Origin of the sequence: Nitratiruptor sp. YY08-26, from assembly GCF_016593215.1 — a bacterium.
Classification (GTDB): domain Bacteria; phylum Campylobacterota; class Campylobacteria; order Campylobacterales; family Nitratiruptoraceae; genus Nitratiruptor; species Nitratiruptor tergarcus.
Map to the genome: position 1 here is coordinate 172,619 of NZ_AP023063.1, position 13,887 is coordinate 186,505.

Annotated in this window: 12 protein-coding genes, 1 pseudogene and 1 CRISPR repeat array; of the genes and pseudogenes, 4 read left to right on the forward strand and 9 right to left on the reverse strand. The window is 35.9% G+C overall.

The features are described 5' to 3' along the window. Positions 1-26: 26 nt before the first annotated feature. Positions 27-3,197 carry a hypothetical protein gene (locus tag JG738_RS01000; protein WP_201337937.1) on the reverse strand — a complete coding sequence of 1,057 codons (3,171 nt, stop codon included), beginning with the start codon at positions 3,195-3,197 and terminating at the stop codon, positions 27-29. Between the two features lie 274 nt (positions 3,198-3,471). Here JG738_RS01000 and JG738_RS01005 point away from each other — a divergent pair. From JG738_RS01005 to JG738_RS01025, 4 genes and pseudogenes are all read left to right on the forward strand, one after another. Next, positions 3,472-3,899 (forward strand): annotated as a pseudogene (locus JG738_RS01005) (thiazole synthase); the annotation flags it as partial. 87 nt (positions 3,900-3,986) lie between these two features. Next, on the forward strand, positions 3,987-4,358 hold the full coding sequence (gene trxA / locus JG738_RS01010; protein WP_201337938.1) for a thioredoxin: 372 nt from the start codon (positions 3,987-3,989) through the stop codon (positions 4,356-4,358). A gap of 360 nt (positions 4,359-4,718) precedes the next feature. Beyond that, complete coding sequence (locus JG738_RS01020; protein ID WP_201337939.1) at positions 4,719-5,033, forward strand: hypothetical protein; 315 nt, start codon at positions 4,719-4,721, stop codon at positions 5,031-5,033. Positions 5,034-5,067: 34 nt separating this feature from the next. Then, on the forward strand, positions 5,068-5,376 hold the full coding sequence (locus tag JG738_RS01025) for a hypothetical protein (RefSeq protein ID WP_201337940.1): 309 nt from the start codon (positions 5,068-5,070) through the stop codon (positions 5,374-5,376). Between the two features lie 133 nt (positions 5,377-5,509). Here the strand turns inward: JG738_RS01025 and JG738_RS01030 are convergent, their stop codons facing one another. The 8 genes from JG738_RS01030 to cas7b form a co-directional block, all read right to left on the reverse strand. Next, a complete protein-coding gene (locus tag JG738_RS01030; RefSeq protein WP_201337941.1) occupies positions 5,510-5,713 on the reverse strand; it encodes a hypothetical protein in 204 nt (67 codons plus the stop codon). 32 nt (positions 5,714-5,745) lie between these two features. Next, complete coding sequence (locus JG738_RS01035; protein ID WP_201337942.1) at positions 5,746-5,955, reverse strand: hypothetical protein; 210 nt, start codon at positions 5,953-5,955, stop codon at positions 5,746-5,748. Positions 5,956-6,271: 316 nt separating this feature from the next. Then, a CRISPR array of direct repeats spans positions 6,272-8,027; the repeat unit is 30 nt; unit sequence GTTTCAATACCTCATAGGCACGATACAAAC. 208 nt (positions 8,028-8,235) lie between these two features. Further along, entirely contained in the window at positions 8,236-8,502 is a 267-nt protein-coding gene (gene cas2, locus JG738_RS01040) for a CRISPR-associated endonuclease Cas2 (protein WP_201337943.1), read from the reverse strand. Position 8,503: 1 nt separating this feature from the next. Continuing rightward, complete coding sequence (gene cas1b, locus JG738_RS01045) at positions 8,504-9,496, reverse strand: type I-B CRISPR-associated endonuclease Cas1b (RefSeq protein WP_201337944.1); 993 nt, start codon at positions 9,494-9,496, stop codon at positions 8,504-8,506. Between the two features lies 1 nt (position 9,497). Continuing rightward, the gene (gene cas4, locus JG738_RS01050; RefSeq protein WP_201337945.1) at positions 9,498-9,980 is read right to left on the reverse strand and encodes a CRISPR-associated protein Cas4; all 483 of its coding nucleotides are present in this window, start codon (positions 9,978-9,980) and stop codon (positions 9,498-9,500) included. Continuing rightward, positions 9,970-12,264, reverse strand: a complete 2,295-nt coding sequence (cas3, locus tag JG738_RS01055; RefSeq protein ID WP_201337946.1) for a CRISPR-associated helicase Cas3' — start codon at positions 12,262-12,264, stop codon at positions 9,970-9,972. Before cas3 ends, cas4 begins: the two co-directional genes overlap by 11 nt. Before the next feature lie 8 nt (positions 12,265-12,272). After that, a complete protein-coding gene (cas5b, locus tag JG738_RS01060) occupies positions 12,273-12,965 on the reverse strand; it encodes a type I-B CRISPR-associated protein Cas5b (RefSeq protein WP_201337947.1) in 693 nt (230 codons plus the stop codon). Then, positions 12,962-13,876, reverse strand: coding sequence for a type I-B CRISPR-associated protein Cas7/Csh2 (gene cas7b, locus JG738_RS01065; protein WP_201337948.1), 915 nt, complete (start codon positions 13,874-13,876; stop codon positions 12,962-12,964). The genes cas5b and cas7b overlap by 4 nt, the downstream gene beginning before the upstream one ends. Between the last annotated feature and the right edge of the window lie 11 nt (positions 13,877-13,887).

Here is a 13,887-nt window from a genome sequence, read left to right on the forward strand (position 1 = left end):
TAAAAAGAGCCTAAAGGCGGCTCTTTTTATTGATCATGTGGCGCAAATAGATTTACATCTATGATATTTGTTCCCATTCTTCCATCAGGAATATAAAATATATTGCCATCTCTTACAGCCTTTCTTCCTCCTTTAAAATCTGTTGTTCCAAAAGTATTGAAGTAGCCTCTATACTTTGTCCTATCAAAAACATCTAAACCATATCCTTTTGTTATGCCATATACCCGGTAGCCATAATCATTGCCAGCAATATGCAAGACTACTGTAGGATATGCAGAAGAGGACTCAATTAATCTTGGAGCATTGAGATTTGTAATATCATAATATTTCATCCATGTGGAGAAGGTTAAAAGATGGGAAGTATCATGGAATTGGATGGCCCCATACACATATTCATTTTGATTGTAAGTAATGGTACCGATGAATGAAGGACTTAAAGTGTTGCTGGATGAGATATCGTAAATGTTCGTTTTATACACTGGAGGACTTTGATATGTCGCAAAAGTTTGATATGTGACAAAAAGCTTTGTTCCATCCTCTGAAATTGCAATATAGTTAATGGTACCAGGCACATTTAAAAGATGTTCTTCAAGATAGGCAGGTGTTGACCATAATCTAAGAATGTGGACTTTGCTAAAATCTGCTAAAAAGGCTTTTGAACTATTGCTATTGAGAATGAGTTGCGTTGCATCAGTATATGTGCTTTGAACTGGATAAATTCCTACCGATTGAGGTTGCACAGGATTTGTGATATCAACTTCTATAAGCCCTTTTTTATTGCTACTGATATAGAGATGGTTGAGATGATTGGAGAGAGCAATATCTGTCCAATCAACTGGAGATTGATTATTGATAAATTCTGTGAGTTTATTCAAGAAAACCTTATTTGGAGCGATAGAGTAGATAAATAGTTTGCCTTCACTAAGAGCATAAAGGATACTTCCTCTTTTGGCGATGGATTTAATGGTTGATCCCTTTTCTGTTATGCGTGATACCACACCAGAAAGCGTAATGTCCCTGTAGTAAGGATTCGACACATCAATAATATTGATACCTCTTTGTGTACCTTCATTTCTATAAACAAAGGCCAATTTTTTGCCATTTTTAAAAAGTTTGGTAACTTTACAGGCATTATAGAGAATATCAATGTATCCACTCATGGCAGGATGAGTAGGAGTGGAGAGATCAAACATTATCAATCCACTTGCATAATCCGCAACATAAGCGTAACTTCCATCTATTGTTATATCGCAAGTATAATCAAAAGTGTTTGCATGTCCTACAATAGATTTCGATTGAAAATCTATAACGACGATTCCATTTTGTCCATCTGCGACATAGATGTTGTTACCTTTAACATCTACAGCATTTGCATGACCTGGGGTGTCAATATCGAAAATAAATTTTTGTTGATGCGTTGGAGTGATGCGAGGATAGAGATTAATGATTTTGACACCTTCGGTTCCATTTGCAATGATTGCGAACGTGATACCATTTTTGTCTACTATTTTTATATCGTTTGCAAAATCCAAAGGAATCGTACTTTGTAAAATTTTATTTTGAGAAACATCATATTTGTAAAATTTTGTTCTATCTATCAACCAGATGTTATTGCGACTATCTTTTGCCAAATCTATGAAATTTGCGTATATTGGAGCTACTCTTCCGTAAGAGAGGTTTGAAGTATTGACAAAATACAATCCATGAGATGTTGCTACTGCCAATTTTTGTGAACTGTATACAATAATGGCATTTATATTATGTGATGATGGCAACATTCTTTCACGTACTTTTGTAATGTGAGTAGGGTCAGAAATATCCAACTCTATAAATTTATTGTTGTTACCTATATATGCTCTGTTTCCATGAACACAAACGGCATTGCCATACAGTGGTATATTGACATATTCAGTATCAAAAGTGGAGTTAAGTATCATAGAAGGATATTTACCATCCCTCATTCCAACATAAAGATGTGTCAAATCATGTGCTATAGTTGGAGTTACCGCTCCTTTGTTTTGAAGATCTTGGTAAAACGCTATATCTTTCTCATCAATATTACTATCGCCTGTAATATCACGAGTAAAAAGACTTTTTGCTACAGTACGAAGTTGTTCTTGAAAACCAAGAGGATGGAAGCGATATTTAATATAACTGGCAAGATTTTCATAAGCAATTTCACTGATTAATGAGACCACTGGTCTATGAGAAATTTCATCTCCTTTGACAATGAGTCGCAAAACCCCTTTATTTTTATTGCCGAACTGTTCGAGTTGTCCATCACCATTAGGATCGAAATCACATCCTTTATTGACCTCTACGAGATAGTAGCTATTGTTATGATACATACTGCATTCAGCTCCGTCACAAAAGTCAAAAATAAATCCAGATGCTCCAACATGATGATAGGTATGAGTAGTTTTGCGTAAATTTAAAGAACCTGTGGAAGAGATTTCGTAGATTTTCACTTGTGCGTTATACCATTGAAATGGTGTATCGAGTCTTCCAATTTTACGAGATGCTGGTACGGAGCTTGCTGCTCCACTGGAATGGGAACCAATCGCACAATCGAGGTTGCAAAAATTGCTTGCACAAGAACTTGAACTTGAAGTAGGAATCGAGGTCGAAGAGGAAGATGAAGCTGATGAACTACTGCTTGAGTAGGGACAGATTGCTCCAGGAACTATTGAGCAATGGAATGTAGCAGTATTATCATCGTTGATAGTAAACCAGATATAGGGTAATTTATCGGGAGAGCCATTGTTGTCGATATCTAAATATTGAAAATAGTGTGTATTGGGATCTGCCCCCATCAGTTTATATACAGACTGTGAGTTTCGTGAAAGATAGACCCATGAAAATCTCATATCACTATCGCCATCATATTGGATGAATATAAAATATCCTGCAATTTCTGGAAGTTGGGAAGGAACTTTGTTTAATCTCTTCCAACCAAAAGGATTTTTATCAGAGGGAGTTACGCCTAAAAGCCTATACGCATTTCCACGATAAGAGATATAGAGCCAATCATTATAATCTGAGCCATTTTGTTCAAAATCGTACTGGTAAAAAGTTCCATAGATCTTCCATTTTTCTTTTGAAAGCAGATAAGTGCCCAATCCTTCTACATAAGGAGGAAGAGAAGATGCCAATATATAACCAAAACCAAGGAGGAAAAGAAAGACGAAACGGATCATGGCCAATCCTTTATAAGAATTTAACTCTATTAATCATTTTATATTGTAATAGTTTAAATTAAAATTAAATTGTTTTGGCTATTGTGACTGAAATTTATGATAATAATTTAAATTTTACTATTCCCATCAGAGTAAGCATTATGGTAAGTGGAACGATATGGTATATGAGAAAGAGATATATTTTATATTGACTATCTTTTTATTCAATTTAATACACAACGCAGATATGATGCGCTTTTTTGCAATAAATATTCCAAAGAGATTACAATAACAAATCCTTGCATGTGAAGTACTTGCAAAAGATGGCTTTACTGTTATGGCATATACCAATGACGATCCTATTACAGCAAAAAACTTGAAAACGCAGGAGCTGCAGCTGTTATGCCTCTAGCAGCACCGATTGGAAGTGGTCTTGGTATTCAAAACAGATACAATGTAGTTTTTGTCAAAGAAGCAGTAAATGTTCCAGTTATCGTTGATGCAGGGGTTGGATGTGCAAGTGATGCAGCAATTGCTATGGAGCTTGGAGCTGATGGAGTACTAACAAATACAGCTATTGCACAAGCGAAAAATCCGATTCTCATGGCTGAAGCTATGAAGCATACAGTACAAGCAGGACGAATGAGCTATTTGGCTGGTCGAATTCCTAAAAAACCTTACGCAACAGCATCTAGCCCAACTGAAGGGATGATCCAGTTTTGATATCAAGTGGGCTTGTCCCACTTGTTAATACAATTTTCAACAAAATCTTGCCATAATACTTCTTTATCTCCTCAGTAAAGGCATATTATGGCATTAGAGACATTAACAACACAAAACTTCAATGACAAAGTTGCTTCACACAATATTGTGATTCTTGATTTTTGGGCTCCTTGGTGTGGACCTTGTAAAGAGTTTGGTCCAATTTTTGAAAAAGTTTCCCAAAAGTACCCTGAAATTCTTTTTGGAAAAATCAATACAGAAGAAGAGCGTGAGCTTGCAGCACATTTTAATATCTCTTCTATTCCTACTGTTGCTATTATTCGAGAAGGAATAGTACTTTTTATGCAGCCAGGACTTTTACCTGAAGAGGCTTTAGAAGATCTCATCCGCCAAGTAAAAGAACTTGATATGGATAAGGTGCGTGAAGAGATCGCAAAGCAGGAGCAAAATCCACAGTAAAGAGGTTTTGCCTCTTTACTTGATATAAATTGAGATTGCACTCTTTATACTCTTATGAGAGATTTTTTTCAATGGTGTAAAAATAGCTTTATTTGCTCCCATAGCTGGAGTGGTAGCGTATGGTATTGTTTTTCTCCTTGGTATCATTATCTTTGTCATTTTTCTTGCGTTATAGTTATCACTAACACAGACCAAAATCTTTAGAACCAAAAATTAGCAAAAAGTAGTGAAGTATTTTGAAGATGGTGAAGTGGAGTTTGTCAAATATGAGATGAGTTCCTATCATTTCAAAAAATATATTTGTGATTTTTATGTTGATCTCAATATCTGCTATAGCAAAAGAATTGTGCCAAAGAGCAGATGTGCACACTCTCCCTGCATCAATTTTGCAGATGCAAATATGTACTCCACTATCTTACATCAAAAGAGCGATTCAAAAAGATTAAGCCAAAAAGTTTTAAAAAAGCTCCAAAAGAGACGATGGCGAAATTTAGCAAATATGAGCAAAAAAAGATCCTAGGTAGCTATCAAAAACTTGAGGAATTCAGACAAGGTGAGGATATTGAGAGGATTTTTAATAGACTAAGACCAAAGTACCTGATAAGAAGATATGAGGAGGTGATGGGATATAATTCTTCAATGAAAAAATTCAAAGAAAAATTTCAAAAAAAATGAATTTGGATATTTAATAGGTGATATAAGTAGCGAGTTGGCAAAAATACTTACAAGCATAGAAACACAAGTAATTTTTAGCGAAGAGTCTTTAAAGAAGAATTTAAATCACCACAAGGACTTAACGGAAGAGGATTATTTAAAACTTGATGAAATTATTGGAAAAACACATTTTACAGCAAAAGATGGTGAAAAAACATTGGCAGTAGCACTTTATTTTGATGAGATGTATTATTATGCACTTAAGGCAACAAAAATTGGGAGGGCCATATTTTTGACATCTTTTAGGAAGACTAAATTAAAAGATATTGAGCGATTAAGAAAAAAAGCAGGAAAAATAAAATAAATATAATCAAAGATTTTATGCCATAGGCGAGAGGGCTCCCACCTCCTCTCTTGCCCGTTCCTCTGTGCGAGGCGGTACGGCCGGGAGAATCACCGCGTCAACCTATGGCTTTAATAGTATTATAACATAAAATTTACTTTTTACCTAAGTCTTCCAATTCTATCCTAATCTTATCCATATCCTCAATATCGATGGAGTTTAAATCATTGTTGATAATCTGCAGAAGCTTCAATCTTTCATATGTTGGGGCTGAATATCCTAGCTTTTTGAATGCTTCAAGTGTGCTAAATTTTTGTGATACTTTATAGCAAACAGGAGTGTTTACCTTATGGGACATTGAGTTTGGAAAAAAAAGGTTTAGAGGTTTTATTAGAAAAACAGAGCGTTTAAAAGAGTTGCTGCAAGAGTAACGCCAACGGCGAAGATGAAGGAAATAATAGCTGAAGCAGCGAAGGTATCTAAAAATGGAGCATTGTAAGATATTAAAAAAGCAACAAAGATAGCCATCCATGTTACGCCATACGAAGCAAAATAGGATCTATCTAAAAGACCTATAAACTCTTTTATGAATCTCTTCATGACTATATTATAACAAAGGCAGAAAAATGGCAAAGAGCTTTGGGTTTGATAATGTTATGAGTTCGGTATGGATGGATTTAAAAGTGGTTTTCATGCCCAGTAGAGTAAAGATACGAACCAGCAAAGGTTTTCTCATGGTTGCTTTGTATTGCTTTCATTGTAATATTACAGGCTCTGCAATAAGAATTTGTCCTCGACAAATGTTTTAATCTTTTTATAAGTGGTTGGGCTCTCTTTTTACTACTCATTTCGTTGTTCCTTCATTAACTAAACATTTTATCTATTGCCACAAAAGGTAAAGCATACTTTCTAATGGTTTTCAATACTTCGTTGGCATGATACACACTTGAGTAGAAAACAGATCGCAAAGCTGGTAGCTGCAGTTTCAATACCTCATAGGCACGATACAAACAATAATGCTTGCGCTTGCTCAGTATTTGTTATCTGGGTTTCAATACCTCATAGGTACGATACAAACAATAATGCTTGCGCTTGCTCAGTATTTGTTATCTGGGTTTCAATACCTCATAGGCACGATACAAACTTGAGAATCTAGCAGGGAATACATTTGAATATAGTTTGTTTCAATACCTCATAGGCACGATACAAACAAAGCTTCAAAGAGCTTTTTGAGGAGGTTGAAAATGAGTTTCAATACCTCATAGGCACGATACAAACTGTGTTGTGATATTTGCTTTTGAAACTTTTTCAGCAGTTTCAATACCTCATAGGCACGATACAAACAATGTGAAAAATGCTACCAAAAAGACAACAAAAGAGGGTTTCAATACCTCATAGGCACGATACAAACGATTTTTAGCGATAAAGATGAGATAAGAGAAGATTCGTTTCAATACCTCATAGGCACGATACAAACAACTCATCACCGATCGCTTTTGTGATGGATTTGATGGTTTCAATACCTCATAGGCACGATACAAACTCGTCCACCAGTCCCAAAGAGGTTGCCTTGTACAGTGTTTCAATACCTCATAGGCACGATACAAACATTCGTTATTCCAAGGTTTGTAGCCACAACAGAGTTGTTTCAATACCTCATAGGCACGATACAAACCTGATTTGTACATAAAATTGATAACTTTTAGTGAAGAGTTTCAATACCTCATAGGCACGATACAAACGATATGGTTGGGCTTGATAGTAGGCTCTATGAAAAGAGTTTCAATACCTCATAGGCACGATACAAACAAAAACAAGTCGGTGTTATCTATCTTCAATGTAATAGTTTCAATACCTCATAGGCACGATACAAACAAAAACAAGTCGGTGTTATCTATCTTCAATGTAATAGTTTCAATACCTCATAGGCACGATACAAACTTTGAACCCAAAAAAATCAAAAATGCACAAATGAATGTTTCAATACCTCATAGGCACGATACAAACTGTAAAGCTTTTGAAAAAAAACGCAAGGTATATGGAGTTTCAATACCTCATAGGCACGATACAAACTAATCTTTATGACGCAAGTGGTGCGCCGTCATCTTCGTTTCAATACCTCATAGGCACGATACAAACTTTGAACCCAAAAAAATCAAAAATGCACAAATGAATGTTTCAATACCTCATAGGCACGATACAAACGATACCCCGCACTTTGAGCGCAATGTATAAAAACTTGTTTCAATACCTCATAGGCACGATACAAACCCACTTTTGAAGCCCCGAGTATACAAGGGCAAGAAGTAGTTTCAATACCTCATAGGCACGATACAAACCTTACTGGACAAGCAGTTGATACAGATGCAGACAGCGGTTTCAATACCTCATAGGCACGATACAAACCATTAGTGTGTATAGGACAGCGACAGAGTGCAGGCAGTTTCAATACCTCATAGGCACGATACAAACTCGTCCATTGAAGGCTTATTGCCCTCCATCAAGCTATGTTTCAATACCTCATAGGCACGATACAAACAATGTCGCTAGCTATTTTTATTTTATCCACACACTTGTTTCAATACCTCATAGGCACGATACAAACGAAAGATTGATGGAGGATATGAGTTGAGATTGGAGCCGTTTCAATACCTCATAGGCACGATACAAACCTTAAACTATGACAATAAGTTTTCAAGTAACCATGGGCTTTTAAAGCCTTCTAGCTATTATACAAAATGCAGATTTTCAAGTCAACCTTCAATAAGTCTAAAATCATAGGAGATCGACTGAGCCCGATAATATCGATGATTTATAGGATTTTTAGCTAAAAAATATAAAAATTTGTTATAAATATATTACAAAAACAAACCGATCGACTTAGAAAAATATATCTTCACTCGATGGTATGGGGGCTCCAAAGCTATCACGGCTATAGTATTTTTTAGTTCTAAATTTATAGACGATTATCGCATCTTCATTTTCGTCGATAATCTCTTTGAGTTCAAAAATGAGCTTTTCATATTTTGCTTTTGTTATTTCTCCCTCAAAAACGCTTCTTTGCACCCAAGTAAGATATTTTTTGCAGGTTTTATGAAGTTTGGCTACTCTTTTTTGGTTGGCGTCATACACTAAGATTATAAACATTTCACCATCCTGCTATGAAAGGTTTGTAGAGGTCTTCGAGTAAAAAGTGCTTATAAAGTTTATAGCACTCTAGTTTTATAAGCCTTTTATAGGAGACTTTGCCAAGATTTTTATAGTTGATCGTGGTAGCGAGCCTCTTTTCGAAATACTCTATAAAAATTTTTCTTCCCTTCTCATTGAGATAAGCATATTCAAGGGATTTATCAAAATGTTTGAGTGAGAGTTGATTTTTATTAAGCAGCAAAAAAATTGTGCGATCGACGATTATTGGTTTAAATATCTCGGCAAGATCGAGATTGAGTGAAAAACTGCGGTTATTTGATTCGTGCAGATAGCCAATACGCGGGTCAAGATGGGTTTGGTAGATTTGTGAAAGAGCCGTGATATAAAGCAAAGAGTTGCCAAAGCTAATAAGCGCGTTGATGGGATTATCAGGTGGGCGTTTGGTGCGTTTTGAAAGATGAAAATCGCTGTTTGCGATGATTGTGGGGAAGCTATCATAATAGATTTTGCGAGATTCGCCCTCAATTGCCATAAGAGAGGGGATATCTTTTTGAAGAGGAATCTTTTCGATATTTTCTTGAATTGCATCAATATATTCTTGCAAGCTTTTATGGGTCTTTTTGTAGTAGATAAGATTTTTTAAAATATTTTTAAATGAGCCTTCCACAAACTGAGAAGCTAAATAAAGCCGCTCTTTTGGCTCTATATAGGCTTTGGTCTGGGCTATGATCATAAGACCGGAGTTGAGATACTCTCTTGGATAGAATGTTCCTGTGTAATATCCGTAGTAATTGAAAAAATGCATCAAAATTTTATGCTTTGCAAGTAGTTCTAAAGCTCTTTTGTTGATATCAAGCTCCCCAAAAACATTAATCTGATCGATTGCCTCTATGGGAATAGCTTTTTTGCTTTTATCGGTTTGATGAAATTCAAGGGTGTTGTCCTTTCTTTTTAAAGCTCCATCATTAAAAAGGTAAATGGTCTTTTTCATCTTAGCTCCAGCACAGTTCTTTATAAGCGCACGATTTACAATACCAGATTTTTTTGGCTGGTGGAGGTTTGGGAAGCAAAAGAATCTTTTCTATCTCCATCTCCATTGCGATGAGTTTTTCTTCAATTTCTTTGGTGAGACGTAGTTTCACTCTTTTTCGCTCTTTTGGTATGAGCAGCTCTCCATCCATATTGATACCAAGCTTCTTGAGTCGATAGAGATAGTAATAGAGCTGCATTTTAGCGCTCTCTAAAAATTTGGAAGAGCTCTTGATTTCTCCAATTATTTGCTTATTTTCCAAAATATCGATTTTTAATCCATCGATGAGGATCTCTTTTTTGGCATCTTTGTAGCTGTTTTGATGGATGATCCTGCCAAGCTCCATCGCATCAAAATCTTGATCGGCTTCGAGCCCGTGACCGATGAGCCACACTTCTCTTTTACAGATGGTGTAGTACCATATAAGGGTGCCGTTAATAGACATAATACTCCCTTTTTGGAATAAATCCGGTTTCCAAATCGTAATAATCGGCAAGGCTATCAAAAGATACATAGTAGAAGTTATTCACGATTGGCGGGGTATTTTCTTGGATGGGAACTGATACGACAAACTGATAAAAGTTTGCTTTTATTGCCTCAAATGCCTTTTTCTTCTCAAACAGATCCTCAATCTGCCAAATATTTGCATAGCTTTGCCATACCTCCTTTGCCTCGTCATCAATCTCTATAAAGACATCTTGTTTGTAGCTATCTTCTTTGATGAGGATAAAATCTTCAATCGAATGTATCTGGTTTGGCTCTTTGGGAGCAGAGAATTTGAGGCTATAGAGCATTTCAAGCAGATCCAATGAGATTTTGTCTGACTTTATCTGCGAGATTTTATGAAAATAGCTCTTAATTAGCTGGATAAATTCCTGCTCCGTGTATGTGGAATTTGTCAGAATCTCATCGGTAGCATTGAGTAAGATAGCATCATAGATATAGGAGCCATAGAGTCTGCCGTTTTCATCTATGAGTTTTATGATATGAAAATCGCCTTTTTCTTTTTTCCCTTCTCTGTTGCACCGGCCGGCTGACTGGTTGAGGCTGTCAAAAGGGGCAAAATCTCTGTAAACTCTATCAAAGTCGATATCCACTCCAGCTTCAATAAGTTGGGTTGAAATGGCGATTTGTTTTTTGTGCCCTTTTAATTCTTGGATTCTCTTTATTCGCTCTTTTGGAACGATATGGGTTGAAAGATATACAACTTTGTAACTATTTTTAACCATTTCATAGAGTTTTTTTGCGCTGTTTACGGTATTGAGAATAAAAAGATGAGATTGATTGTTGATTTGTAAATTATCAAAAAACTCTTGCAATGTTTGAGTTTTTTTATCTACTATTACATTGTAACGATTCAGTTTTTCAAAATAGCTTGGTGAAGCAAGCTCAAGATGCTTTTTAAAAATCATTGGCTGGGTTGCGGTAGTAAAAATGATGTAAAAATTAAACCGCTCGGTCATCTGTGTAAGCACTTTTTGTAGTAAAAGCCAATATTGGTGAGGAATGGATTGCACTTCATCCAAAATCACTACTGCATTAGTTAATTTATGAAATTTTCTAAGCATCCTGTTTTTATTGCCAATGAGTGAATAGAAAAACTGTAAAAAGGTCGTAACGACAATTTTGGCATTCCACCCCTCGATTAAAATGCGGGAAGTATCATAATCAAACTCCTCTTCTTGATTTTTGTATGCAAAACCACTTAAATGGTGATGTTTTAAAAGTATTGCACTATCTGGTGTTATACCATTATTTTTCAAAACCTCTTCAAACACTTGAAAATTTTGCTCGATGATAGCAAGAAAGGGAAGGCAGTAGATGATTTTAAGATCCTCTTCCTTTTGCCTTTTGACTTCATTAGCAATTCTTAGAGCCGTTTTAAAAGAAATAAGCGTCTTGCCAAGTCCTGTTGGGAGTGTAAGGGTGTAGATCTTTTGATTGATATCGATCTTTTTTTGTGAAACCTCTTGGTAAGCTCTTTGGCGCAGCTGTGTTATTGTAGAGTCATTGGGTTTAAAGGTTTGAATAAAATTATCCACAATATCTGGCTGCAGCGAGATCTTTTGAAAGAGAATCGTTTTGTCTGTTTGTATTCCGGCATCCGATTTATCCGCATCAAGCAAAAGCGAGAAAAATAAAACGGTATCGATATAGTAATTAAGAGATTTTTCGTTCTTTAGTTTTCGTATGAAGCGCCGTATTTTTGTAAGAATGGCTTTGATTGTATCAAAATCGATCTCATCAAAAGTAAAATTAATAAGCTTTTTATCGCAATTTTTGATATTTTGTAAAAATATTTGAAATTTTTGTCTATCGATGGAGGCGATTTGGTTTTTGAGAATCTCTATTGCACTCTCATCTAAGAAAAATTCACTTAAAAAATTTTTTAGATTAGAGTGGTGGCGTTTGGGCAACACAAAACTTAAAGAGAGTAAAAAGAGATCATTTGGCAGATGCTTGTTTGCCAAATGAAGACTAACCACGGCACTAAGTAGGGCGTGTTTTGTCTCTTGTCTGTTTTTCAGCGTTTTATTGCCTTTGATATACTTTTGAAAAAATTTTGTTGATTTTCCAATATCGTGGGAAAATGTGATAATTGTCAAAAAATCTTTGAAGGTAGTAGGGACGTTCTCGATATTCTCAAAAAATCGCTTTGCAAGATCGATGACGCAAGAGGTGTGATCTTCTAAAAATCTATCAGGATGAGAGAAAAGATTGGAATGCATTGGTGCCCTTACAAAAATGAGATAATCGTATCTCCCACCATATAGCAGTTTTGAAACGCTCCTTTAAGATTACGCCCTTTCATCTCAAATACCACATCTTTGTAGCTTAACACTTCTCTATTTGGAGTCATATCAATGGGGAGCTTCTCTTTAAAATAGCTCTTGCCACCTTCAACATCCAAATCTTTGATATTCTCAGCCAAAATCGCGCTCATCACCTCATTGGCAATTTCTAAAGGATTAGCCTCATAAACACCGACATAGCAAAAGTTTGCAAGGAGATTTGCTAATCCCAATGAAAGGGTGTAGTGGGTCTCTTTGTTTTTTATTTTTTTGATGAGTCTGTCAAAAAGGATATTATCTTTTAGATTGATATAGAGGCGGTAGCTGGGATCTTTTAAAAGCTCCATCTTTATCTGTGTTCTGGTTTTGATGAGGTGGAAACTGTGGGAGTTTTTGGTATCGATGAAATTTTGTGTAATTCTCGTCTTTTTTATGGGATTTTGTAATGTAATGGCTACTTTTGTGGTTTCGTGGTTTATGTGTTTGAGATATTCACTCTTTGCAAATCCCAAAATTGCGCCAAGCATTCCATAGATTGCAGTAGGTGGTGGCACAGAAAAGGTAAGAGGAGAAGAGGTGGTGTAAAATTTTTTAAAGTGCCCAAACTCTCCCCAAATATCAAAAACCAAAACCCTCATCGAACAAACTCTCCAAGCTCTTCAAAAGTAATTTTTGGTGATGATAACTCTTTGTTAAGCTTGAGGTTTCGATCGATTTTATAAAGAACTTTTTCGATTTTTTGGGCTTCTTCCTCCATAACCTCCAAGAGCCTATCGATATTGAGGATAAAATCTTCGGTACTTCGTAGCTCTTCATCCGCTTTTTGTGATTCGAGCTTGATATATCTATGAAGTTCTCCTATATGTGAGTGGGTATCTTCTTTATAGATAATTTCTATCAAAAGTCTTGGCATCTGTTCATTTTTGGATCTTGTTATGAGGTTTTTTGTTCCTTCCCACATCCCTTTTTTGAGATATTCCAAATCACTATTGCTCAAGTTTGTCTCTTTTGCGGCATTTTCATTCGCAACTCCGTGAAACGCGATAAACGAGTATGGCAATATCCACTCTTCTCTAAAGGTTTTTTGCTCTTTGCCCTGGCTTGAAGCAAAAGCGCCTGTTCCTTTGATGTATTCGAGTTTGACTCTATGAAGAGACTGTCCCATATTAAACTGCACAGGTCCAGTGTAGATGATGGAACTATCCTTGTTTTTCCCGGTAGTGATTGGAATAGTTCCGCCAAAAAGTCTTACATCTATACACTCATTTAAAATTTTTTGCGGATCGTTTTCAAAATCTTTCGCCCTTGCTTTGGCGTCTTGGATTTTTCCCTTTTCATCTGCTATTTCTCTAACAAAAATCTCTAAGTTTTCAAAATCTTTGAGATAGTCTCTTATCGTTCTTTTGAGTCTTACGTCTGTGACGATATTTTTTCCCGTCTCTTCATCGATTCTTGGCTTGTTCTCATCATTTGGATCGCCGTTTGGATTGGCAAAACTTACATCGTATAAAAAGAGGTATTCTCTGCGGTTTTTGATTGGCTGGCTCATTGTTGGTCTCC